Origin of the sequence: Sedimentitalea sp. XS_ASV28, assembly GCF_041224545.1 — a bacterium.
Classification (GTDB): domain Bacteria; phylum Pseudomonadota; class Alphaproteobacteria; order Rhodobacterales; family Rhodobacteraceae; genus Sedimentitalea.
Map to the genome: position 1 here is coordinate 58,829 of NZ_JBGFGP010000105.1, position 23,829 is coordinate 82,657.

A 23,829-nucleotide genomic window follows, 5' to 3' on the forward strand; every position below is an offset into this window, starting at 1 on the left:
GTCAGGGCGAGGCAGCATGGCAGGCCCGCACAGATTGGCAGCCCGGGGCCTCGATCGGCTCCATGCCTGGATGGCGCGTGGTCATCGGGGCGCGCGCGGTTTTGTCTCCGACCCCGAGCCGCGCGGTTTCGGCTCTGTCACCCGTGGGCGGCAGATTCTGGCGGGTCGTTGTCTGCTGGCCGGGCAGCTTGTCGAGATCCGTGGACGTGATCTGTGGGACGTGCCTGCAACGACAACGGGGTTTGACGCCGCACGGCACGGGTTCGGATGGCTCGACGATCTTGCGGCAGCAGGGGATGCGCGGGCCCGCTCCACGGCGCAGGACTGGCTCTGGAACTGGATCGGTCGGTTCGAGGGCGGTCGCGGGCCCGGCTGGACCCCGGCCCTGACGGGGCGGCGGGCGATCCGCTGGGTCAATCACGCGGCGTTCCTGTTGCACGGTCGGGGCGAGTCCGACCGAGACCTTTTCCTGCGCGCCCTGTCGCGGCAATGCTGGTTCCTGTCCAGACGCGCGCAGAGCGCAGCGCCGGGTGTTCCCCGGTTCGAAGCGCTGTCGGGATTGATCGTCGCCGCCCTGTCGATGGAGGGGCGCGCGGCGCTGGCAGATCCGGCGGTTCCGCTTCTGGCGCGGGAGTGCGACGCGCAGATCGACGCGACAGGCGGCATGCCGACGCGCAATCCCGAAGAGTTGTTGAGGGTCTTTACACTTCTCACCTGGACCGCTGCTGACCTGCATCGTGCCGGTCGCGCGGTGCCGACAGGGCACAGCGCGGCAATCGCGCGGATCGCGCCCACGCTGCGCGCATTGCGCCATGCCGACGGCGGGCTGGCGCGGTTTCATGGTGGCGGTCGCGGATTGAATGGCCGGTTGGATCATGCGCTGGCGGCAAGCGGGGTGAAACCCAGACCGATTGACGCGCGCGCGATGGGCTATGTGCGGCTGGCCGCAGGCCGTACCAGTGTGATCGTGGATGCGGCGCCGCCGCCGGCGGGCGCGGCGGCATTTACGGGGCATGCGTCGACGCTGGCATTCGAACTGACTTCGGGCCGACGGCCCATGATCGTCAACTGCGGCTCTGGTGCCGTTTTCGGCGATCAGTGGCGGCGCGCGGGGCGGGCGACACCCTCGCATTCGACGCTGGGGCTGACCGGGTATTCCAGTGCCCGGATTGCCACGAGCGGGTATGAAACAGGGCGCTGCGCTTTGATCGACGGACCGCGCAATGTGCCCGTCGAGATGACCGAGCGCCCGGTCGGCCTGCTGTTCTGGGGCGGCCATGACGGGTATGTGGCGCAATTCGGTCTTACACACGCGCGGCGGCTCGACCTGAGTTTTGACGGTCGGAGCCTGTCTGGCGAGGATATGCTGTTGGCCATAGACCGCGCGCACAAGCGGCGCTTTGATCGCGCTCTGCAGCAAGGCCCGCAGACCGGGATCGGCTTTGACGTCCGCTGGCACCTGCATCCCGAGGTCCAGGCCCGACTCGACCCCGCTGCCGCCGTCGTAACGATGACTCTGCGCAGCGGAGAAAGCTGGGAGTTCCGGACCGACAACGGGGTGCATCTTTCGTTGCAGCCGGGGGTCTATCTGGACGATACGCATCTGGAACCCACGAGATCGCGGCAGATCGTGGTGTCCGCTCACGCGGTCGGCCCTGAAACCCGAATCCGCTGGACCCTGGCCAAGGCACGGGACACCGCCATCGCGATACGCGATCTGCATCAGGACGACGAGCCGGGCGATGATGTCTGAGCGCGGTTGGCGGGCATTCCCTCCGCTGTGACAGGGCCGGGTGGCAGAAACCCTGTTGCGTTTGAAATCCACGGTTCTATCCCGCAGCAAATTGGATTATGCCGCGCCTAACAGTCATCATATTCAGGACCTGTCATGACCGACCTTCGACCAATCCGCCGCGCCTTGCTCTCTGTTTCCGACAAATCCGGGCTTGTCGATCTGGGCAAGGCATTGGTTGAACGCGGAGTCGAATTGCTGAGCACCGGGGGCACCGCGCAGGCGTTGCGCGGCGCCGGGCTCGAGGTGCTCGACGTTTCCGAGGTGACCGGCTTTCCAGCGATGATGGATGGGCGCGTCAAGACGCTGCACCCGATGGTGCATGGAGGCTTGCTGGCGCTGCGGGACAATCCGGCGCATGTCGCTGCGATGGAAGAGCATGTGATCAATCCGATCGACCTGCTGGTGGTGAACCTCTACCCCTTCGAGGCCACGGTGGCCGGCGGCGCCGACTATGACACCTGCATCGAGAATATCGACATCGGTGGCCCGGCGATGATCCGGGCCGCGGCCAAGAACCACAAGTTCGTTTCCGTGGTGGTCGATACCGCGGATTACAAGGCGCTGCTGGCGGATATGGACGCCAATGGCGGGGCCACCAGCGATACGTTCCGCCGCCAGCTGGCGCAGATCGCCTATGCGCGAACCGGTGCCTATGACGCCGCCGTCAGCACCTGGATGGCCGGTGCCGTCGGAATCGAAACCCCGCGCCGCCGCGTGATCAAGGGCGAGCTGGCGCAATCCCTGCGCTATGGCGAGAACCCGCATCAGAAGGCGGCCTTCTACACCGATGGCACCGACCGGCCCGGCGTCGCCAGCGCGACCCAGCATCAGGGCAAGGAACTGTCCTATAACAATATCAACGATACGGATGCGGCGTTCGAACTGGTCAGCGAATTCGCGCCCGAACACGGGCCGGCCTGTGCGATCATCAAGCATGCCAACCCCTGTGGCGTGGCGCGTGGGGACACATTGAAGCAGGCCTATCAGCGCGCGTTCGACTGCGACCGCACCAGCGCATTCGGCGGCATCATCGCGCTCAACCAGCCTCTTGATGGCGCGACGGCGGAAGAGATCGTCAATATCTTTACCGAGGTCGTCATCGCCCCCGGTGCCGATGACGCCGCGAAGGAGGTTTTTGCCGCGAAAAAGAACCTGCGTCTGCTGACCACCGGAGCACTGGCCGATCCGCGGGCGGCCGCGCTTGCCTACAAGCAGGTGTCGGGCGGGATGCTGGTGCAGGACAAGGACACGGGCCATATCACGCGCGACGATCTGAAAGTCGTGACCAAACGCGCCCCGAGCGAACAGGAACTGAACGACCTGATTTTCGCGTGGGTCGTCGCCAAGCATGTGAAATCCAACGCCATCATCTATGTGAAGGATGGCGCCACCGTCGGCGTCGGCGCCGGACAGATGAGCCGTGTGGACAGCACGCGGATCGCGGCGCGCAAGGCGCAGGACATGGCCGACGCCCTGAAGCTCGACGCACCGCTGACCCGTGGATCGGTGGTTGCCTCCGATGCGTTCTTTCCCTTTGCCGACGGGCTGATCACGGCGGCCGAGGCCGGTGCCACGGCGCTGATCCAGCCCGGTGGCTCGATGCGCGATGACGAGGTGATTTCCGCGGCGGACGAGGCCGGGCTGGCGATGGTCTTTACCGGCATGCGCCATTTCCGGCACTGAGGCATGACACAGCGTTTTTTGATTGGGGCCACATTGCTGGCCTTTGCGACAGATCAGGTCAGCAAGTATGCCGTTGTACACGGCATGGAGCTGTCGCGGCGGTTGGCGATCGACGTTCTGCCGCCAGTGCTGAACTTTCGCTATGGCGAAAATACCGGCATCAATTTCGGTCTGTTCGAGGGTGAGTCCGAACTCGCGCGCTGGCTGCTGATCGTATTCTCGGTGGCGGTGATCGCGGCGGTCTGGCTGTGGGTGCGGCGATATCATCCGCGCAGTGCGATCATGCAGATTTTTGCGGGCCTGTTGATCGGCGGTGCGCTCGGCAATGTGTTCGACCGGCTGGTCTATGGCTATGTGCTTGATTTCCTGAACATGTCCTGTTGCGGTTTTGACAATCCCTTTGTCTTCAATCTCGCGGATGTTCTCATCTTTGTCGGGGCTGTCGGCCTGGTCGTGTTCGAGGGGCGCGGGCAACAGAAATCATTGCGTGACCCCAGGAGATGAATGGGGTAGACACCAGTGAAACAGGCAGGAGATGACCGGTGCGGATAGCGCAGGTTCTTTTAGTTGGATTGAGTGTCGGCTTGCTGGGATGCAGCAACAAGCCGCTTCACGACATCCGGAGCAATTCGGAAGGCCCGGACGAATTCATGGTGGTCCCGGTCAAACCACTCACCGCGCCGCGGGATTATGACGTCCTGCCGGCACCTACGCCGGGTGGCGGCAACCTTGTCGACCAGAACCCCCGCGCGGACGCGGTCGAGGCGCTTGGCGGGCGACCTTCCGCTCTTGACCCGACCGGCGGTATCCCGGCATCGGATGGTGCCCTGGTTGCCAGCGCCAGCCGCTATGGCGTTCCGCCAAACACGCGCCAAGAACTCGCCGAGCAGGACGCGGAGTTCCGGAAACGACAGGCGCGCCTGAGCGGGTTCAAGCTGTTCCCGGTGGACCGCTACAGCCAGGCCTATCGTCGACAGGCCATCGACCCCTTCCCGATCAATGAAACATTCCGCCGCTACGGTCGTGAAACCCCGACCGCGCCGGCGTCGGACTGACCGCCTCTTACGCGATCCGGGCGGGTTGCTCACTTTTTTGCAATGGCGTCTTGAACCGCGCCGCCCCGACCGTAGGTAGTGCGGTAAATTTCGGAGGGTGCCTCATGGTGCGTCGACTATCCTTTCTGTCCGCTTTTGTCGCACTGACCGGCCTGATCGCCGCTCCGGCTGCCTCGGGTGATATCGAGGATGCCGTTACCAGTTTCGAACTGGACAACGGCATGCAGGTGGTGGTGATCGAGGATCACCGGGCCCCGGTCGTGCAGCATATGGTGTGGTACAGGGCGGGGTCGGCGGATGAACCGGTCGGCGCTTCGGGCGTGGCCCATTTCCTGGAACATTTGCTGTTCAAGGGGACGGAAACCCTGGAGCCGGGTGAATTCTCCGCAGTGGTTGCCGCCAATGGCGGCCAGGACAACGCTTTTACCAGCTACGACTACACCGCATATTTTCAAAGGGTTGCGGCGGACCGGCTCGAGTTGATGATGCAGATGGAAGCCGATCGCATGGTCAACCTGCAACTGGCCGAACAGGACATCCTGACCGAGCGCGACGTGATTCTCGAAGAACGCAACATGCGGGTCGAAAACAATCCCGGCGCGTTGTTCAATGAACAGATGGATGCGGCGCAATACCTGAACCATCGCTACGGCGTGCCGGTGATTGGCTGGAAACACGAGATGGAAGAGCTGAGCCTCGGGGATGCCCTGTCCTTCTATCGCACCCATTACGCCCCGAATAACGCGATTCTCGTGGTGTCCGGCGATGCCGATCCTGACGAGGTCAGGAAACTGGCCGAAAAATACTATGGTGGTCTCCCCGCCAACCCCGATCTGCCCGAACGCGTCAGATCGCAGGAACCGCCGCAAACCTCGGAACGTCGTCTGACATTCAAGGACGCGCGGGTGGCCCAGCCCTATGTATCGCGATCCTACCTCGCGCCCGAACGTGACAGCGGCGCGCAGGAAAAGGCGGCGGCACTGGTGCTTCTGTCTGAAATCCTGGGCAACGGCACGACCTCGTTCCTGGCGGAAAAGCTGCAGTTCGAGCGGAAACTGGCCGTCTATACCGGGGCTTATTACGGTGGCACATCACTGGACGACACCACCTTTGACCTAGTGATCGTGCCCGCCAATGGTGTTTCGCTGCAGGACGCGGAAGCGGCGCTGGACGAGACGATCGCCGAGTTCATGCGCGCGGGGGTGGATGAAGAGCAGCTTGACCGGATCAAGATGCAGCTGCGCGCCTCGCAGATCTATGCGCGCGACAATGTGGACGGGATCGCCAACCGCTATGGGCGCGGTCTCACCAGCGGGTTGACCATCGAAGACATACAGGCATGGCCCGGCATCCTGCAGGCCGTGACGCCGGACGAGATCATGGCCGCGGCGCGCGAGGTGTTTCGCCCCGAGGCCTCGGTGACCGGCTGGTTGATGCAGAATGACGAGGTGACCCAATGATGCGCGCGTTCGCAGCCCTTTTCGCGCTGTTTCTTGCCCTGCCGGCCTCGGCCGAGGTCAAGGTGCAGGAAGTGACCAGCCCTGCCGGGATCAACGCCTGGCTTGTCGAAGATCACAGCATCCCCTTCACGGCGCTGGAATTGCGGTTTCGCGGAGGCATGTCGCTGGACCCCCCGGACAAGCGCGGCGCGGTTTATCTGATGACCGCATTGATCGAGGAAGGGGCGGGCGAACTGGATGCGCGTGCCCATGCCCGTGCCGTCGAGGCGCTGGCCGCGTCGTTCCGCTATGACGCGACCGATGATGCGGTCTCGGTTTCGGCGCGTTTCCTGAGCGAGAACCGCGACGAGGCTTTGGCGCTGCTGCGCGATGCCATCCATGCACCGCGTTTCGACCCCGAGGCGATTGAGCGCGTGCGGGCTCAGGTCATCGCCGGCCGTGAATCTGCGGCCAAGGACCCGAACGACATCGCGCGCGCCACACTGAACGCCCTGATCTACGGCGATCACCCCTATGGATCGGATGGCGAAGGCACCGTCGAGTCGGTTTCCGCGTTGAGCCGGGACGACATTCTCGCCGCCCATGCGGCGGTGTTTGCACGGGACCGCCTCTATGTGTCCGCCGTGGGGGATATCACTCCCGAGGAACTGGGAGAGGTTCTGGACAGCCTTCTGGCCGACCTGCCCGAAACCGGCGCACCGCTGCCCGGACCGGCGGATGTCACCATTCCCGGCGGAGTCAAGGTGGTCGAGTTCGACACGCCTCAATCGGTCGCCGTGTTTGCACAGGACGGCATCGACCGCATGGATCCGGATTTTTTCGCGGCTTATGTGCTCAACGAAGTTCTGGGCAGCGGCTCGTTCGAAAGCCGACTGATGCAGGAGGTGCGTGAAAAGCGCGGCCTCACCTACGGGGTCTATTCATACCTGGCCCCGCGCGACCTCGCGGCGGTGTATCTGGGCAGTGTGGCCTCGGGCAATGATCGGATCGCCGAGGCAATCGACGTGATCCGTGCGGAATGGGAACAGGTCGCCAGCGAAGGGATCAGCGCGCAAGAGGTCGAGGATGCCAAGACCTATCTGACCGGTGCCTACCCGTTGCGGTTCGATGGCAATGGTCCGATTGCGCGTATCCTGACCGGTATGCAGATGGAGGGATTGCCCGCTGACTACATCGCCACCCGAAATGACCAGATCAACGCCGTCACGGTCGAGGATGTGAACCGGGTCGCCGCCGAACTGCTCGACCCCGAGGGCTTGCAATTCGTGGTGGTGGGGCAACCCGCCGGGCTGACCGATACGGTAAACTAGGGTATTTCGCGACCAACCCGAAACATCCGATGTCACCTGATGCATCGAGATCGCTGATTTCGGGCGGACTTGAATGCTTCGGCTTTGCCGCGAAACGCCCTATTCGCCGTAAGGCACCCAGACCGTCTTGACCTCGGTTGCTTCCGACATGAGACGCCCGGTTTGCGGCTGGAACCAATCTGTCGTGCGCGCATTGTTGACCCATGTACGCTTGAGGTTTCCGGCGCTCTCGCGTTCGATCCGGGCCGACAGGTCACTTGAGGAAAAACTCCACACCGCGTCCACGTTCATATGCGACGCCATATGTGGCGCAAGATCGGCGTGCCGCCCGGTCAGGATGTTGACCACCCCGCCCGGCACATCGGATGTGTCGAGAACCTGATAGAAATCGGTTGCCGCCAGGGGGAAGGGTTCGCTTGCGCCGAGAACCACGCGATTGCCCATCGCAATGGCAGGCGCCATCACCGAGACCAGCCCGAGCAGTGGCGCATCATCCGCGCAGAGCGCGGCAATCACTCCCACGGGTTCCTTCATCGCCAGCGCAATGCCACGCATCGGCACCGCTGCCGTCCGCCCATCGACCTTGTCCGCCCAGGCCGCCGCCGAAAACAGGCGCTGGATGCTGGCGTCCACTTCCTTTGCGCCCTGCCGCGCTCCGGTCATCGCATCGATGCGGCGGGCAAATTCCTCCGCCCGCGCCGACAGGTTTTCCCCGATATAATACAGGATCTGCGCCCGCAGATGCGCCGTGGATTTTGCCCATCCCGCCGCGCCCTGCGCCGCCTCGACCGCATTGCGCACGTCCTTGCGACTGCCAAGCCCCACATGCCCGAGCAGCGCACCGGATTTCCCGTAAACCGGCTGCGAATATCCGCTGTCTGGGCGCGCCTGCTTGCCACCGATATACATCTTGGCGGTGCGGTCGAGGGCATCGGTCGGCGCTCCGGTGCCGTCATGCGGCCTGATGGGGGCGAGCGCCCTCGTCTTGCCCCGTGGCCGCGTATAGGCCCGCAGACCCGCCCAGCCACCTTCGCGACCGAACCCGCTCTCGCGCACGCCACCAAAGGGCGCGGCGGCGTCGAACAGGTTGGTGGCATTGATCCACACCACCCCCGATGCAAGTTTCGGTGCGATATCCAGCGCCAGATTGATATTCTCGGTCCAGACCGTCGCCGCCAGCCCATAGCGCGAGTTGTTGGCGATGCTGACCGCCTCATCCGGCGTGCGAAATGTGGTCGCCGCCAGTACCGGACCGAATATCTCTTCCTGCATCAGCCTGTCAGATGGTGCGAGGCCCGAGATCAGTGTCGGAGGATAAAAGCAGCCATCTGCCGGCATTTCGACCGCGGCAACATGCGTCTGACCCGCTGTATTGGCACCGACCATGCGCGCAATCGCTGCGTGCTGCACCGGGTCTACCACCGCGCCGATATCGATACACTTGTCCAGCGGATCGCCGACGCGCAGCCGGTCCATCCGCGCGCGCAACCGCTCAAGGAACATCGCCGAGATATTCTCCTGAACCAGAAGCCGCGACCCCGCACAGCAGACTTGTCCCTGGTTCAGCCATATCGCATCCACCAGCCCCTCGATAGCACTGTCCAGATCGGCATCGTCGAACACGATATAGGGGCTCTTGCCACCCAGTTCGAGCGTCAACGCCTTGCCCGATCCCGCCGTCGCCTCGCGGATGCGCCGCCCGACGGCGGTCGATCCGGTAAAGGCGATCTTGTCGACCTCTGCGGCCACGAGCATTTCGCCCACCGCCCCGTCGCCGGTCACGATGTTGACGACACCCCTGGGCAGTCCGGCCTGTTGACAGATCTCGGCGAACAAAAGCGCCGTCAAAGAGGTATATTCGGCCGGCTTCAGGACCACCGTGTTGCCCATCGCCAGCGCGGGCGCAATCTTCCATGCCAGCATCAGCAACGGAAAATTCCACGGGATGATCTGGCCGCAGACGCCCAGCGGTTCGGCATCGGGAAGGGCCTCTTCCATCACCTGTGCCATACCCGCATGATAATGGAAATGACGCTGCGCCAGCGGAATGTCGATGTCGCGGCTTTCGCGGATCGGCTTGCCGTTGTCCAGCGTCTCCAGCACGGCAAACAGCCGGCCATGTTTCTGCAACAGCCGTGCAATGGCATAGAGATGGCGCGCGCGCGCCGGACCGCCCTGCCGTGCCCATGCCTTCTGTGCCTTGCGGGCCGCCGTGACGGCCGCCTCGACATCCTCCTGCGTCGCTTGGCTCAGGGTGGCAAGACGCGCGCCATTTGCAGGATTGCGGCTTTCAAACCCCGCGAGTGCCGGGGTAAACGCCCCGTTGATGAAATGTCCGAACGCGCCATCATGTCCGTCGATCCAGTTGCACGCTTCGTCGGCACTCTCCGGGGCCGGTCCATATGCCATGGTCTCGAAGATTTCCTTGACGGTCATCATTTCACCTTTGTCCAAATACTCACTGCACGACGCCCGCCATCTGCGGTTCAGCCGACGGGATGGCGATATCCGGCCGAGTAGGCGCCGGTCACGTAATGCTCCAGCTGGCGTTCGATATCACCGAGAAGGGAACTTGCCCCGAAACGGAACAGGTCGGGTCGAAGCCAGCGCTCCCCCAGTTCCTCCTTCATCAGCGACAGGTAGACCAGCGCATCTTTGGCCTTCGAGATGCCGCCGGCCGGCTTGTAGCCCACCCGATACCCGGTGCGCTGATAATAGTCGCGAATTGCGCGGATCATCACCAGCGACACCGGCAGCGTGGCATTCACGCTCTCCTTGCCGGTCGAGGTCTTGATGAAATCGGCCCCGGCCATCATGCAGACCAGGCTCGCCCGCGCCACGTTGCGCAACGTACCAAGTTCGCCGGTTGCAAGGATCGCCTTGACATGCGCGTCGCCGCAGGCGTCGCGAAATGTCTTCATCTCATCATAAAGCGACTGCCAGTCTCCGGTCAGCACGTGGCGACGGGAAATCACGATGTCGATCTCCCGTGCGCCGGCGGCAACACTTTCCCCGATCTCTGCTACGCGCAGGTGAAACGGCGACAAGCCGGCGGGAAACCCCGTGCTGACGGCCGCGACGGGAATGCTGCTTCCATCAAGAGCCTGGACCGCTGGCCTGATCATGTCGTGATACACACAGACCGCGCCGGTTGTCAGGCCCTGCATCCCGAGCGCGGCAAGCAGGTCTTCGCGCACCGGCTGACGCGCCTTGGCGCATAGCCTCTGCACGCGCCCGGCCGTATCGTCCCCCGACAGCGTCGTCAGGTCGATGCAGCTGATGGCGCGCAACAGCCAAGCGGCCTGATGCTCTTTCTTGACCGAGCGTCGTCCCGGCAGGGCCGCAACCCGGCGCTCGATGGCCGAGGTATTCGCCTGCGCCGAATTCACCCATCGCATGTCCAGCGCGGTTCCGGGATTGCGCGGTTCGGTCGCCAGCGGCAGGAGCGTCCCGCACGTCGTGGTTTCGGTCTGCATGTCGCCCCCGTCATGTTCAAACCGTAACGTGACATGGGGCCGCCGGCTTGGCAAGCGGGCCCAAGACACCCTGTCAGGGCTGAAACTGCCAGGAAAACAGGCATATTCCACCTTTTGTTGCGAGTAATTCGCAATATCATTGACTTACCTGCGAATGACTCTCATATTCAGCCCGACTCTTACAAATGGGAAAGCCCCGATGCTTTTACGCCGTTCCTTGCTGATTGCCTCCATGTTGTCGCTGTTGCTGCCGCTGGCGGGACGTGCCCTGGCGGAAACCCCGATCAAGGTTGTCGCGACCACCGGCATGATTGCGGATGCGGCGCGTCAGGTCGGCGGGGAACTGGTCGAGGTCCGGGCCCTGATGGGACCGGGAGTCGATCCGCATTCCTATCGGCAGACCCGGACCGATATCGTTGCGATGACGCGGGCCGATCTTGTCTTGTGGCACGGCCTCTACCTCGAAGCGCAGATGGAGGATTTCTTTCACGACCTCGCACGCAAGCGCAACGTGGTGGCCGTTGCCGATGGGCTGCCCCGGAACCTGCTGCGCGGTCACGACAGTTACCAGGACAAGTTCGACCCGCATGTCTGGATGTCGCCGGACCTGTGGAAACTCGTCGTGGAGCAGGTTCAGGCCGCGCTGACCGACACGCGGCCCGAGGCGGCAGAGATATTTGCCGCGAATGCAGCGCGTCATCTGTCGGATCTGGACGCGCTCGCGACCTATGCAAGACAGAGCATGGCGCAGGTTCCGCCGGACAATCGCGTGTTGCTGACCGCGCATGACGCCTTTGGCTATTTTGGCGACAGTCTCGATATCGAGGTGCTCGGGATACAGGGCATCTCGACCGAGAGTGAAGCGGGGCTGAACCGGATCAGCGCGCTGGTCGATCTTCTGGTCGAGCGCCGGATCACGGCCGTCTTTGTCGAAAGTTCGGTGTCTGATCGCAACATGCGCGCGCTGGTCGAAGGGGCGGCGGCGCGCGGGCATGAGGTTCAGATCGGTGGTGAGCTCTACAGCGATGCCATGGGTGCCGATGGCACCTATGAAGGCACCTATATCGGCATGATCGATCACAACGTGACCGTCATTGCCGGCGCCCTTGGCGCAGATGTGCCGGAGCGGGGCATGTCCGGCAAACTGTCGGCGGGGTTCTGAGATGAGCATCGAACTGATCGCGTCGCAGGGCACCGTCGCGACCCCGGACCGGCCGACCGAAAGCCCCTTGGCCATTCGCGGTTTGACCGTTTCCTATGGTCAGAAACCGGCGGTATTCTCGGTCGACATGACCGTTCAGCCGGGGACCATGACGGCGATCATCGGTCCGAACGGCGCGGGTAAATCGACCTTGCTCAAGGCGGCGCTCGGTATCGTCCGGCCATTGTCGGGGCAGGTGCAGGTCTTTGGCGCACCGCTTGCGCGTCGACGCGCCCGCATCGCCTACGTGCCCCAGCGCGCCAGCATCGACTGGGATTTCCCGACCCGCGTGATCGACGTTGTATTGATGGGGCTTTACCGGCAACTGGGTCTGTTGCGCCGTGTTCGCGGCGTCCATCGCGACCGGGCGCTGAACTGTCTTGATCGGGTGGGCATGCGGGACTTTGCCGACCGCCAGATCGGCCAGCTTTCCGGCGGGCAGCAGCAACGGGTATTTCTCGCCCGTGCGCTGGCGCAGGACGCTGACTTGTATCTGCTGGACGAACCTTTTGCGGGGGTCGATGCGGCGACCGAAAAGGCGATCATCGGCGTGCTGAAATCGCTGCGTGCCGAGGGAAAAACCGTTGTTGTCGTGCATCACGATCTCGCAACCGTCCGGGATTATTTTGATAACGTGTTCCTGATCAATACCAGCAAGGTCGCCGAGGGACCGGTCTCAACGACATTTACCTCCGAGACATTGCAGGCGACCTATGGTGGCCGGCTTGCCACCGTGCAGGTCGATCAACTGGCCGCGACGGCACTGGCCTGATCCATGTTCGTCGACGCGCTTCTGCTTCAACTGGGATATAATGCCACGCTGGTCGCCATCGGGGCGACCCTCCTGGGCATTGCAGCCGGGAGCACCGGCACCTTCCTTTTCCTGCGCAAACGCGCGCTTGTCAGCGACGCGATAAGCCACGCGACCCTGCCGGGTGTCTGCCTCGCTTTCATGCTGATGGTGTGGCTTGGAGGGGATGGGCGCAACCTTGTGGGGCTGCTTCTGGGATCGGCGGTCTCGGCCTGGATCGGCCTGCTGTGCCTTAACTGGCTGGTGCAGCGCACGCGCCTCGCCGAGGATGCGGCCATCGGCGCGGTCCTGTCGGTGTTTTTCGGGTTCGGCGTCGTGCTCCTGACGGTCATCCAGACCATGGGGTCGGGGCGACAGGCCGGCCTTGAGAGCTTTTTGCTCGGGTCGACGGCGGGCATGCTCTGGGCCGATGCGATGGTCATCGCTGTCGGCGGCGCTGCGGCGGTTGCGATGATCCTGTTGTTGCGCCGGCCCATGACGCTGGTGGCCTTCGATCCCGACTATGCGCTGGCGCGCGGGCTGCCCGTGGCGCGCATCGATCTTGCCATGATGGGGCTGGTGATGGCGGTGACGGTCGTGGGCCTGAAGATCGTAGGCCTGATCCTGATCGTCGCATTGCTGATCATCCCGCCGGTCACGGCCCGTTTCTGGACAGAACGCAGCGATGTCGTGGTCCTTCTTGCCGGTCTCGTGGGCGGGTTGTCGGGCTTTGTCGGCGCGGCGATCTCGGCATCGGCGCCCAATCTTCCGACCGGTCCGATCATCGTGCTGGTCAGCTTCGGCTGTTTCGTCATGTCGCTGTCGCTTGCGCCGGGGCGGGGGGCGCTGGCGGCGCTGTTGCGGCACTTGCGGTTTCAGAAACGCGTGCATCTGCGGCAGGGGTTGCTGGCGCTCGCCCAGGGTCAGCCCATCTACGAAGTGTTGACGCTGCGCCTGTTGCGCCGCGCGGGTCTGGTGCGGCCGGACGGCGTGGCCACAGAGCTTGGCCGCGCCCGCGCCGCCAAGGCGCTGCGCGACGAGCGGCGCTGGCAGGCCGTGCGCTCCGACCGCGACCACGAGGCCGCCGCCGCGCTCTATGACGGATTGCGTGACATCGAAACCGTGCTGACACGCGACCAGATCGCCGAGGTCGACCGGGCCATCGGCGGACCAAAGGGGGTGCCCGCATGAGTGGTGCCGAGTTCGTTCCCCTGTCGCTTCCTCCCCTTCTGATCGGGATCTTCGCGGCCATCGCCTGCGCCTTGCCGGGGAACTTTCTTGTGCTGCGGCGGCAGGCGCTGATCGGCGACGCTATCAGTCACGTGGTCCTGCCGGGGATCGTGGTGGCCTTCCTGGCAACCGGTATCGTTGCCACATGGCCGATGATGCTGGGTGCGGCCGGAGCGGCGGTGATCGCGGTCGTCCTGATCGAACTGATCCGCCGTCTGGGCCGGATAGAACCCGGCGCGGCCATGGGCGTGGTGTTTACCAGCATGTTTGCGGCCGGCGTTCTGTTGCTGGAACAGTCGGACACGTCGGCAGTGCATCTGGATGTCGAACATGCGCTTTATGGCAACCTGGAAAGCCTGATCTGGCTGGATGCGACCGGCTGGGCCTCGCTCGTCGATGCCGACGCATTGCGCAACCTTCCGGCCGAACTGCCGCGCATGGCGATCACGCTCGTGGTGGTGGCGATTTTCATCGCCGTGTTCTGGCGGCCGCTGAAACTCTCGACCTTTGACGAAGGGTTTGCCCGCACCCTTGGCATTCGCACCGACCTGCTGGGGCTGGCGCTGGTGATCACCGCCGCCGTGGCGGCGGTTGCCGCCTTTGATGCGGTGGGATCCATCATCGTGATCGCGATGTTCATCTGCCCGCCGGCGGCGGCGCGTCTGATGACCAACCGCCTCGAACACCAGATCGCCTGGAGCGTGCTCTTTGCCACCGCTTCCGCAGTGATCGGGTATGTGCTGGCCGGCTATGGGCCTCTCTGGTTGGGTGCACAGGATGCGGTCAGCGCGGCGGGGATGATCGCCACGGTGTCCGGGCTGATCCTGGCGCTTGCCGCCCTGTTCGGACCCTGCCGCACGCGCAACGGTGCGCCGCAGCAGGGCTGATGCCTTAGGATTTCGGCGTGCGCCGCCGGGGCGGTTTGTCGCCACCCCTTGCTTTGGCCGCTGCTGCTGCGGCGGCGCGGGCCTTGTTCTTCTTGCTGTTCGGCTTGCCGACGGGCGGGGCCTTGCCCGGCTCGCCCGTGCGCGATTTGCGCTTGGCTGCAGGCGGTTTGCCGTGGGGCTTGTAGGGACGCGAGGTATCCTTGGCCCTCGGATCGCGCGGTTTGCCCGCCTGTTTCGCCGCCCCCTTGGTCTTTGAGGCCGGTTTGGGTTTTCGCACGCGCGGCGACGGCGCGTCATTCCAGTCGATCGGGGCCGAGTCCGCGCTTGCGGCAGGTTTGACCGGAGCAGGTGCCGAGGCGGGTGCCGGTCCGGAGGCGCGATCCGCGGGACCAGATGCGTGACGCGGTTCGGACTTGCGGCCTGCCGGTTTGCCGCCACGGGGCTTGCCAGCGCCGGGTGCACCGCCGGGCCTGGATGCGCCGCCCAGATCGGGCACCTTGTCCAGACGGGTCACTTTGGCGCCGCCCTCGACCGTCATCTCTGGTCCGAGTGTCGTTGTGAAACGGTCCGCGCTGGCCTCGCGGATTTCGACAAAGCTCTCGTTGAACTGGATGCGGATTGCGCCGATGTCGTCTTTGGTGATGCCACCGGCCTTGCAGAGGATCGGCAAAAGACGGCGGGTTTCGATGCCCGCCTTCTTGCCGCCCGCGACCGAGAACCAGACGCTGGGCCCGAACGGCGCGCGTGGTTCGGGTTTTCCGGTCGCGGCGGGGTCAGAGAGCTCTTCGGGCGCGGAATGGCGGCTTTCGTAAAGCGCCACATAGGCGGCCGCGATCTGCTCGACGCTGAAGCGAGCGATCAGCGCGGCTGCCGCTTCGGATGGCTCCAGAGGTTCCGCCCAGACCGGGTCGGCCAGCATCCGTTCTTCGTCGCGACTGCGCACGTCCTCGGCGGAGGGCGCTTCGCCCCAATCGGCGGTCAACTTGGCAAAGCGCAGCAGGCGCTCGCATTTCTTGCGTGCGGCGGGTGGCACGATCAGCGCACTGACCCCCTTGCGCCCGGCACGCCCGGTACGCCCGGAGCGGTGCAACAGCGTTTCGTGGCTGTTCGGCAACTCCGCATGTACCACCAGATCGAGGCTGGGCAGATCGATGCCGCGCGCCGCGACATCGGTGGCAACGCAGACCCGCGCGCGCCCGTCGCGCATGGCTTGCAATGCGTGGCTGCGTTCGGCTTGCGACAGTTCGCCCGAGAGCGCGACCACGGGGAACCCCCGGTTCGACAGGCGGGTGGTCAACCGGTTCACCATCGCGCGGGTATTGGCAAAGACCAGCGCGTTGGGGGCTTCGTAATAGCGCAAGACATTGATGATCGCATTCTCGGTGTCGCGCGCGGCCACGCTCAGCGCACGGTATTCGATATCTGCATGCTGGCGCGTTTCCGCAGCCGTGGTGATGCGGATCGCGTCACGCTGGTATTTGCCGGCAAGGTTGGCGATGCCACGCGGCACCGTCGCCGAGAACATCAGCGTGCGGCGGGTCTCGGGCGTGTTGGCGAGGATGAATTCGAGATCCTCCTGAAAGCCGAGATCGAGCATCTCGTCCGCCTCGTCCAGCACCACGGCGCGCACGGCACTCAGGTCGATGCTCTCGCGCATGATGTGATCCCGAAGGCGGCCCGGTGTCGCCACCACGATATGCGCGCCGCGCGCCAGGGCGCGCCGTTCGTCGCGCATGTCCATCCCGCCCACGCAAGAGGCCAGATGCGCGCCGGACCTGCCATAGAGCCATGCCAGTTCGCGTTTGACCTGCAGCGCCAGTTCGCGGGTCGGCGCGATGATCAGGGCGAGCGGCGCCGCAGCCTCGTCGAACTCATCCGCCGCGCCAAGGAGGGTGTCGGCGATGGCAAGGCCAAAACCGACGGTCTTGCCCGATCCGGTCTGGGCGGACACCAGCAGGTCGGCATCGCCGAGCGCGGGGTCGGTCACCGCCTCCTGAACCTGGGTCAGGCTGTCATAGCCCTGCTGTTGCAGGGCATCTGCGATAGGTTGTTTCACGGGGCCGCCTCTGGTTTGGGTGCACGCAATCCTGCGCGGGGATCAAGCGCTGCCACCTAGACCCTTGGCGGGGCAATGTATAGGGCTATGTGCCCCAGCCGCCGCCGCCGGGCGTGAACATGCCAAAGATCGCACCTGCCGGCAGGTCGATCTCGTCATTGCCTTTCAGGTCAACGCGGCGGCCATCCGGCATCTCTGCCCAGTTCACCCCGACCGCCCCCGGCGCACCGCCATCGACCCCAAAGGGCGGAATCTCGCGATGCGAGCACAGCGTGGTCACCGTGACCGGAGCCAGGAACCGCAAGAGGCGCGTGGCCCCGTTGCCGCCGGTCCAGCGGCCCCTGCCGCCGGAACCGTCGCGGATGCCAAAGGTTTCCAGCCGCACGGGAAACCGTTTTTCCAGGATTTCCGGGTCGGTCATGCGGGTGTTGGTCATGTGGGTCTGGATCGCATCGCAGCCGTCGAACCCGGGACCGGCACCGGTGCCGCCGGCAATGGTTTCGTAATTCTGGAATTCGTCGTTGCCCCAGACGAAATTATTCATGGTTGCCTGGCTGCCCGCGATCACGTGCAGCGCCCCGTAGAGCGCGTTGCACATGGCCTGGCTGACCTCGGTATTGCCGGCGATCACCGCCGCCGGGTAGACGGGGTTCAGCATCGAACCCTCGGGTGCGATGATCCTGAGCGGATGCAGACAGCCTTCGTTCAGCGGAATATTGTCGCCGACAAGCGTGCGGAACACGTAGAGCACGACCGCCCGGCAGATCGCGAAAGGCGCGTTGTAGTTGCCTGCGTGCTGCGCGGAGGTGCCGGTAAAGTCGATCACGGCCTCGCGCGCCTCCTGATCGACCGTGACCGACACTTCGATGCTGGCCCCGTGATCCATCGGATAGCTGAACCGGCCCCCGGGCAGCTTGCCAAGGACACGGCGCACGCTTTCCTCGGCATTGTCCTGCACGTGGCCCATATAGGCGGTCACCACATCAAGCCCGTAGCGTTCCGCCACCTTGAGCAGCGCCTGCCGCCCGGTTTCGTTGGCCGCCACCTGTGCCTGAAGGTCGGCCATGTTCTGCGCGATGTTGCGGCAGGGAAAGCGACCGGATCCCAGAACCTGTTCCGCTGTCTCACGTTGGAATTCGCCACGCGAGACGAGACGGACATTGTCGATCAGCACACCCTCCTCGTCGATATGACTGCTGTCGGGCGGCGCGCTTCCGGGGGTGCGGCCGCCGATATCCGCATGATGGCCCCGGCTGCCGAGCCAGAACACCGGCGCGCCATCCGCAAAGACCGGGGTGATCACCGTCACGTCGGGCAGGTGCGTGCCGCCGTTATAGGGCGAGTTCAGCATGAACGCGTCGCCCTCGTGAATGTCGCCCGCATTCTCCCGCATCACGGTCTTGACGCTTTCGGACATCGATCCGAGATGCACCGGCACATGCGGCGCGTTGGCGACCAGGTCCCCGTTCACGTCGAAGATGGCGCAGGAAAAATCGAGCCGTTCCTTGATGTTCACCGACCAGGATGTATTGGCCAGCGTTGCGCCCATCTGGTCGGCAACCGACATGAAGAGATTGCCCATGACTTCGAGCAGAACCGGATCGGCCTCGGTTCCGGCGGCGCGGGCATGGGTCTTGGCACTGGTTCGTTCAAGGATCAGGTTGCCCAGATCATCCAGCCGCGCGGCCCATCCGGGTTCGACGATATTGGTGCCGGTGGCCTCGGTGATGACGGCGGGGCCGCTGATGCTGACGTCGCGGGGCAGGGTGTCGCGCACATAGAGCGGAACGGTCCGCCATGCGCCCTCGCTATGCATCGGGATCTGTGCCCGTGGCTCCGGGTCGGTGCCGAAGGGGACGGAGCCGGGGGCCTGCCCGGTGTCGCCGATGGCTTCCGCCGCGACCATCTCGAACAGGATGACCCGGTCCGCAGAGACAAATCCAAAGCGGCTGCGATGCGCGGCCTCAAACGCGCTCTGCATCGTTTCGGGGTCGGCGAACGGTACTTCCAGCGCCTGATGCGAACCGTCATAGCGCAGGTGCGCCCGGCATTCGGTGCGGATTCGCGCGGCACCCTGATTGCCGACCTCGGCGGTCGCCTCGGCCTGGATGGTATCCAGCGCCGCCCGGGCGGTCTCGATGTCGCTGAGCGGGGCGTCGACCTGAACCTCGCGCAGCGCGCGAATTTCGGCCAGGCCCATGCCATAGGCCGACAGGACACCCGCATAGGGGTGAATGAACACGCGCGACATGCCGAGCGCGTCGGCGACGAGACAGGCATGCTGGCCACCCGCGCCGCCAAAGCATTGCAACGCATAGCCGGTCACGTCATGGCCGCGCTGCACGCTGATCTTCTTGATCGCGTTTGCCATGTTATCGACCGCGATCTGAAGGAATCCGGTGGCAATGTCTTCCGGATCACGCGGCGCTTCGCCTGTTTCTTCGGCGACGTCGCGCGCGAGCGCCGCGAACCGGTCGCGCACGGTTTCGGCATCCAGCTTCTGATCGCCATCCGGTCCGAACACGCTGGGAAAGTGATCGGGGTTGAGCTTGCCCAGCATCACGTTACAATCGGTCACCGTCAGCGGGCCACCGCGACGATAACAGGCGGGGCCGGGATCCGCGCCGGCGCTCTCGGGTCCGACCTGAAAACGGCCCTGCGCAAAGCTGCAGATCGAGCCGCCGCCGGCGGCAACGGTATGAATGTCCATCATCGGCGCGCGCATGCGCACCCCGGCGACCTCGGTCTCGAACGAGCGCTCGTAGGTGCCCGCATAGTGGCTGACATCGGTTGAGGTGCCGCCCATGTCGAATCCGATCAGGTGGTCATGCCCCGCCGCAGCTGCGGTCTTGACCATGCCGACGATGCCGCCCGCCGGACCGGACAGGATCGCGTCCTTGCCCTGAAACAGTTTTGCATCGGTCAGCCCGCCACTGGATTGCATGAACAGCAAACGGTCACAGGCGCGCCCCATATCAAGCGCATTCGCGACCTGATCCACATAACGGCGCAGGATCGGCGAGAGATAGGCATCGACAACCGTTGTGTCGCCGCGCCCCACCAGCTTGGCCAGCTTGCTGACATCGTGGCTGCTTGAAACCTGGGCAAAGCCGATCTCGCGGGCCATTTCGGCGACCCGCTTTTCGTGGACCGGGTTGAGATAGGCGTGCAGCCCCGCAATGGCCACCGCGCGCAACCCGCTGTCATATGCCGATTCCAGCGCCGCGCGGGTCGCCGTTTCGTCAAGCGGACGGATCACCTTACCGTCCGCGTCGAGCCGCTCATCCATCTCCGCCACTGTGTGATACAGCAGCTCGGGCCGGACGATGTGCAGATCGAACAGGCGGGGCCGGGTCTGATAGCCGATCTGCAAAAGGTCGCGGAACCCCTTGGTGATCATCAGCAGGACCGGCTCGCCCTTGCGCTCGAGCAGCGCGTTGGTGGCGACCGTGGTGCCCATCTTGACCGCGCCGATGGCCCCGTCCGGAAAGGCACCGTCCACCTCCATGATCTCTCGAATGCCTTGAACGGCCGCGTCGGCATAGCGTTCCGGATTCTCCGAGAGCAGCTTGTGCGTCGCGAGCGTCCCGTCTGGCCTGCGGGCGACGAGATCGGTAAAGGTGCCGCCCCGGTCGATCCAGAATTCCCATTGTCCGCTCATCGCGCGCCCCCCGTCTTGTTCTGGCCCAAGCCTTTGCGGTCTGCCGCGCATTTGTCAACGCGAGCAGCGCGGCTTGCCGATCATTCCGGTGGCAGAATCGCTGTGTGTCATGCTAGGTGTTGCGTCATGGCACAGGCAAACCCCAATATCGGCGAAGATCGCCCCGTTATCCGGCAACTGGACGAGACCGCGATCAACCGGATCGCGGCGGGCGAGGTGGTTGAGCGTCCGGCCTCGGCCGTCAAGGAACTGGTGGAAAACGCCATCGACGCAGGCGCCCTGCGTATCGGTATCGATATCGCGGATGGTGGCAAGACGCTGATCCGGGTAACGGATGACGGTTGCGGTATCGCGCCGGACGATCTGCCGCTGGCCCTGTCGCGTCATGCGACCTCCAAGATCGACGGGTCCGATCTGCTGAATATTCACACGTTCGGGTTCCGGGGCGAGGCGCTGCCATCGCTCGGCGCCGTGGGGCGCCTGACCATCACCAGCCGCGTGGCCGGGCTGGACGCGGGAATGATCCGCGTTGCAGGTGGCGACATGGGCGCGGTGCGGCCCGCCGCGTTGAACCTGGGCACCGTCGTCGAACTGCGCGACCTGTTCTATGCGACGCCGGCGCGGCTCAAGTTCATGCGCACGGATCGCGCGGAAGCACAGGCCGTCACCGACGTCATCAAACGGCTCGCCATGGCCGAACCATCGGTCGGCTTTACGCTGCGTGACGTCTCGGGCAACGACGATCCGCGCGTGGTGTTTCGCGTCGACCCGGAAACCGGAGATCTGTTTGACGCGCTGCATGGCCGCCTGTCCCGCGTTCTGGGTCGCGATTTTGCCGAGAACGCCCTGCGCATCGATGCCAGTCGCGAGGATATCCGCCTGTTCGGCTATGCGGCGCTGCCAACCTATTCCCGCGGTGCGGCGGTGGCGCAATATATCTTTGTCAACGGCAGACCGGTGCGGGACAAAATGCTCGGTGGTGCCCTGCGTGCCGCCTATTTCGATTTCCTGAGCCGCGACCGGCATCCGGTCGCGGCCTTGTTTCTCGATTGCGAGCCGAGGCTGGTGGACGTGAATGTCCATCCGGCAAAGTCCGAAGTCCGCTTTCGCGATGCCGGTGTGCCAAGGGGTCTGATCGTATCGGCATTGCGGCATGCGCTGGCCGAGGCGGGGCACCGCGCGTCAACCACTGTGTCCCATGCCACGTTGGGGGCCATGCGCCCCGAACCCACGAGCGCGCGCGTCTACCAGATGGATCGGCCGTCCTACGCCGCGCGCGGCACCGCCTATGCGGCACAGGCGCCGGGCTTTGCCGAGATGAGCGAGAGCTACAGCGCCCGTATCGTAGACCCCCCGCAGGCACCGCGCACCGATGAGACTGCACCCGAAACCCTGCCCCTGGGCGCGGCGCGGGGACAGGTGCATGAAAACTACATTATCGCCCAGACCGAAACCGGCATGGTCATTGTCGATCAGCACGCCGCGCATGAGCGTCTGGTCTACGAAAAGCTGAAACGGCAGATGGCCGAGAACGGTGTGGCGGCGCAGGCGCTGCTGATCCCGGAAATCGTCGAACTGACGGATGCGGAATGCGCCCAATTGCTTGACCTGTCCGATGACCTGGCCCGGTTGGGCCTGACCATCGAACCGTTCGGCGGTGGCGCGGTCGCGGTGCGCGAAACCCCGGCGATACTGGGCAGTGTCGATGCCGTCGCGATGATCCGCGACATCGTCGATGAACTGACCGATCTGGGCAACAGCCAGACCGTACAGGCCCGGATCGAGGCCATCCTGTCCCGCGTGGCCTGCCATGGCTCGATCCGCTCCGGGCGCCGCATGCGGGCCGAGGAAATGAACGCCCTGCTGCGCGAAATGGAGGCGACGCCCCATTCCGGCCAGTGCAATCACGGGCGGCCGACCTACGTGGAACTCAAGCTGGCCGATATCGAACGGCTGTTCGGGCGCACATGATACATCTCGGCGATCTCTCACTGGCGACGAACGATCCGGTCCTCCTGGTTGCGGGCGGGGCAATCCTGTTGATCCTGCTGCTGCTATTCCTGTCCCTGCGCGCCACGGCTCGTTCGGCGCGCCATCTCGAACCGCTGATCCGCCAGACGGCGCAATTGGCGCAGAATGTCCAGCAACTGGGCATGGGGCAGGAACAGCTGCGCGGCGGGATGCAGCAGGTTTCGGAAACCCAGGCCAACGCCCAGGTCCAGATGATCCAGACCGTCGAAGCCCGCCTGTCGGACGTGCAGCAACACATGAATGACAGGCTGGCCGACAACATGATGCGCCAGAATCGCGCCCTTACCGAAATGCAGGAGCGGATGCGCGAAACCCTGCACGGCAGCAGCAAACAGACTGCCACATCACTGACCCGCCTGCAGGAGCGGCTTGCGACCATCGACAAGGCGCAGGACAACATCACCAAGCTTTCCGGCGACGTCCTGTCGCTGCAGGACATCCTCAGCAACAAGCAGACGCGCGGGGCCTTCGGGGAAATCCAGCTCAACGACATCCTGTCCAAGGCGCTGCCCAGAGACAGCTACGATCTGCAGGTCACGCTGAGCAATGGAAAACGCGCCGATTGCCTGATCCGTCTGCCCAACCCGCCGGGTCCGATCGTGATAGACAGCAAGTTCCCCCTCGAAGCCTACGAAGCCCTGCGGATCGCCGAAACACAGGCCCAGTCAACCGAGGCGACACGTATGATGCGCACGTCTGTGCGGGCACATATCAAGGCGATTTCCGAACGCTACATTCTCGATGGGGAAACCGCGGATGGCGCGCTGATGTTCCTGCCCTCCGAAGCGGTCTATGCCGAACTCCATGCGAACTTTCCCGAACTGGTGCGCGAAGGCTTCGCGGCACGGGTCTGGATCGTATCACCCACAACCTGCATGGCGACGCTCAACACCATGCGCGCGATCCTCAAGGATGCCCGCATGCGCGAACAGGCGGGGGCCATCCGCAAGGAACTGGGCCTGCTTCACAAGGATGTCGACCGGCTCGGCGACCGGGTCGGCAATCTCGACCGGCATTTCTCGCAGGCGGCCAAAGACATCTCCGACATCAAGATCAGCGCCGACAAGGCCGGACGACGGGCCAGGCGGCTCGACAATTTCGATTTCGAGGAAATCGCCGACGAACCGGACAATGTCGTCAAACTGGGCAAGTCAGAGGGCTAATGCCCGCTCTCGCTTCCTTCATCTTTGGGAA

The 23,829-nt window shown here is 64.4% G+C and carries 16 protein-coding genes; 12 read left to right on the top strand and 4 right to left on the bottom strand.

Translation table 11 applies throughout. The annotated features are described in order from the left end of the window. The first annotated feature begins 16 nt into the window (after positions 1-16). The 6 genes from AB9K34_RS06985 to AB9K34_RS07010 all read left to right on the top strand — a co-directional run bounded on the left by AB9K34_RS06985 (position 17) and on the right by AB9K34_RS07010 (position 7,303). Positions 17-1,753: a heparinase II/III family protein gene (locus AB9K34_RS06985; protein WP_369953702.1), complete on the top strand. Its 1,737-nt coding sequence runs from the start codon at positions 17-19 to the stop codon at positions 1,751-1,753. A 135-nt stretch (positions 1,754-1,888) separates the two neighbouring features. Then, positions 1,889-3,478, top strand: a complete 1,590-nt coding sequence (gene purH / locus AB9K34_RS06990) for a bifunctional phosphoribosylaminoimidazolecarboxamide formyltransferase/IMP cyclohydrolase (protein WP_369953703.1) — start codon at positions 1,889-1,891, stop codon at positions 3,476-3,478. Between the two features lie 3 nt (positions 3,479-3,481). Next, a complete protein-coding gene (lspA, locus tag AB9K34_RS06995) occupies positions 3,482-3,982 on the top strand; it encodes a signal peptidase II (RefSeq protein WP_369953704.1) in 501 nt (166 codons plus the stop codon). A gap of 38 nt (positions 3,983-4,020) precedes the next feature. Then, the gene (locus AB9K34_RS07000; protein WP_369953705.1) at positions 4,021-4,533 is read left to right on the top strand and encodes a DUF3035 domain-containing protein; all 513 of its coding nucleotides are present in this window, start codon (positions 4,021-4,023) and stop codon (positions 4,531-4,533) included. A 104-nt stretch (positions 4,534-4,637) separates the two neighbouring features. Beyond that, positions 4,638-5,993, top strand: a complete 1,356-nt coding sequence (locus AB9K34_RS07005; protein WP_369953707.1) for a M16 family metallopeptidase — start codon at positions 4,638-4,640, stop codon at positions 5,991-5,993. Beyond that, positions 5,990-7,303 (top strand): M16 family metallopeptidase, encoded by a 1,314-nt coding sequence (locus AB9K34_RS07010; protein ID WP_369953708.1) that lies wholly within the window; start codon positions 5,990-5,992, stop codon positions 7,301-7,303. The genes AB9K34_RS07005 and AB9K34_RS07010 overlap by 4 nt, the downstream gene beginning before the upstream one ends. Before the next feature lie 99 nt (positions 7,304-7,402). Here AB9K34_RS07010 and AB9K34_RS07015 read toward each other — a convergent pair whose 3' ends face one another. Continuing rightward, positions 7,403-9,739 carry an aldehyde dehydrogenase family protein gene (locus AB9K34_RS07015; protein ID WP_369953709.1) on the bottom strand — a complete coding sequence of 779 codons (2,337 nt, stop codon included), beginning with the start codon at positions 9,737-9,739 and terminating at the stop codon, positions 7,403-7,405. A gap of 50 nt (positions 9,740-9,789) precedes the next feature. Further along, positions 9,790-10,779, bottom strand: coding sequence for a deoxyribose-phosphate aldolase (gene deoC / locus AB9K34_RS07020; protein WP_369953710.1), 990 nt, complete (start codon positions 10,777-10,779; stop codon positions 9,790-9,792). A gap of 199 nt (positions 10,780-10,978) precedes the next feature. Here deoC and AB9K34_RS07025 point away from each other — a divergent pair, with 199 nt between their 5' ends. From AB9K34_RS07025 to AB9K34_RS07040, 4 genes are read left to right on the top strand one after another with little or no spacing between them, the layout of a single operon-like run. Next, positions 10,979-11,941, top strand: coding sequence for a metal ABC transporter solute-binding protein, Zn/Mn family (locus AB9K34_RS07025; RefSeq protein WP_369953711.1), 963 nt, complete (start codon positions 10,979-10,981; stop codon positions 11,939-11,941). Position 11,942: 1 nt separating this feature from the next. Then, positions 11,943-12,752: a metal ABC transporter ATP-binding protein gene (locus AB9K34_RS07030; protein WP_369953712.1), complete on the top strand. Its 810-nt coding sequence runs from the start codon at positions 11,943-11,945 to the stop codon at positions 12,750-12,752. 3 nt (positions 12,753-12,755) lie between these two features. Then, a complete protein-coding gene (locus AB9K34_RS07035; RefSeq protein ID WP_369953713.1) occupies positions 12,756-13,961 on the top strand; it encodes a metal ABC transporter permease in 1,206 nt (401 codons plus the stop codon). Further along, positions 13,958-14,887, top strand: coding sequence for a metal ABC transporter permease (locus AB9K34_RS07040; RefSeq protein WP_369953714.1), 930 nt, complete (start codon positions 13,958-13,960; stop codon positions 14,885-14,887). The genes AB9K34_RS07035 and AB9K34_RS07040 overlap by 4 nt, the downstream gene beginning before the upstream one ends. A gap of 4 nt (positions 14,888-14,891) precedes the next feature. Here AB9K34_RS07040 and AB9K34_RS07045 read toward each other — a convergent pair whose 3' ends face one another. Next, on the bottom strand, positions 14,892-16,943 hold the full coding sequence (locus tag AB9K34_RS07045) for a DEAD/DEAH box helicase (RefSeq protein WP_369953715.1): 2,052 nt from the start codon (positions 16,941-16,943) through the stop codon (positions 14,892-14,894). An 85-nt stretch (positions 16,944-17,028) separates the two neighbouring features. Then, a complete protein-coding gene (locus AB9K34_RS07050; protein WP_369953716.1) occupies positions 17,029-20,604 on the bottom strand; it encodes a hydantoinase B/oxoprolinase family protein in 3,576 nt (1,191 codons plus the stop codon). 126 nt (positions 20,605-20,730) lie between these two features. On the opposite strand from AB9K34_RS07050, the gene mutL reads away from it, so the two are divergent. Both mutL and AB9K34_RS07060 read left to right on the top strand, forming a co-directional pair. Then, complete coding sequence (mutL, locus tag AB9K34_RS07055; RefSeq protein WP_369953717.1) at positions 20,731-22,575, top strand: DNA mismatch repair endonuclease MutL; 1,845 nt, start codon at positions 20,731-20,733, stop codon at positions 22,573-22,575. Continuing rightward, a complete protein-coding gene (locus AB9K34_RS07060; RefSeq protein ID WP_369953718.1) occupies positions 22,572-23,798 on the top strand; it encodes a DNA recombination protein RmuC in 1,227 nt (408 codons plus the stop codon). The genes mutL and AB9K34_RS07060 overlap by 4 nt, the downstream gene beginning before the upstream one ends. Positions 23,799-23,829: the final 31 nt, after the last annotated feature.

Coding starts and splice junctions, on each gene's coding strand:
- AB9K34_RS06985 (WP_369953702.1), top strand. CDS start 17: ATGGCAGGCCCGCACAGATTGGCAGCCCGGGGCCTCGATCGGCTCCAT.
- purH (WP_369953703.1), top strand. CDS start 1,889: ATGACCGACCTTCGACCAATCCGCCGCGCCTTGCTCTCTGTTTCCGAC.
- lspA (WP_369953704.1), top strand. CDS start 3,482: ATGACACAGCGTTTTTTGATTGGGGCCACATTGCTGGCCTTTGCGACA.
- AB9K34_RS07005 (WP_369953707.1), top strand. CDS start 4,638: ATGGTGCGTCGACTATCCTTTCTGTCCGCTTTTGTCGCACTGACCGGC.
- AB9K34_RS07010 (WP_369953708.1), top strand. CDS start 5,990: ATGATGCGCGCGTTCGCAGCCCTTTTCGCGCTGTTTCTTGCCCTGCCG.
- AB9K34_RS07015 (WP_369953709.1), bottom strand. CDS start 9,739: ATGACCGTCAAGGAAATCTTCGAGACCATGGCATATGGACCGGCCCCG.
- deoC (WP_369953710.1), bottom strand. CDS start 10,779: ATGCAGACCGAAACCACGACGTGCGGGACGCTCCTGCCGCTGGCGACC.
- AB9K34_RS07025 (WP_369953711.1), top strand. CDS start 10,979: ATGCTTTTACGCCGTTCCTTGCTGATTGCCTCCATGTTGTCGCTGTTG.
- AB9K34_RS07030 (WP_369953712.1), top strand. CDS start 11,943: ATGAGCATCGAACTGATCGCGTCGCAGGGCACCGTCGCGACCCCGGAC.
- AB9K34_RS07035 (WP_369953713.1), top strand. CDS start 12,756: ATGTTCGTCGACGCGCTTCTGCTTCAACTGGGATATAATGCCACGCTG.
- AB9K34_RS07040 (WP_369953714.1), top strand. CDS start 13,958: ATGAGTGGTGCCGAGTTCGTTCCCCTGTCGCTTCCTCCCCTTCTGATC.
- AB9K34_RS07050 (WP_369953716.1), bottom strand. CDS start 20,604: ATGAGCGGACAATGGGAATTCTGGATCGACCGGGGCGGCACCTTTACC.
- mutL (WP_369953717.1), top strand. CDS start 20,731: ATGGCACAGGCAAACCCCAATATCGGCGAAGATCGCCCCGTTATCCGG.
- AB9K34_RS07060 (WP_369953718.1), top strand. CDS start 22,572: ATGATACATCTCGGCGATCTCTCACTGGCGACGAACGATCCGGTCCTC.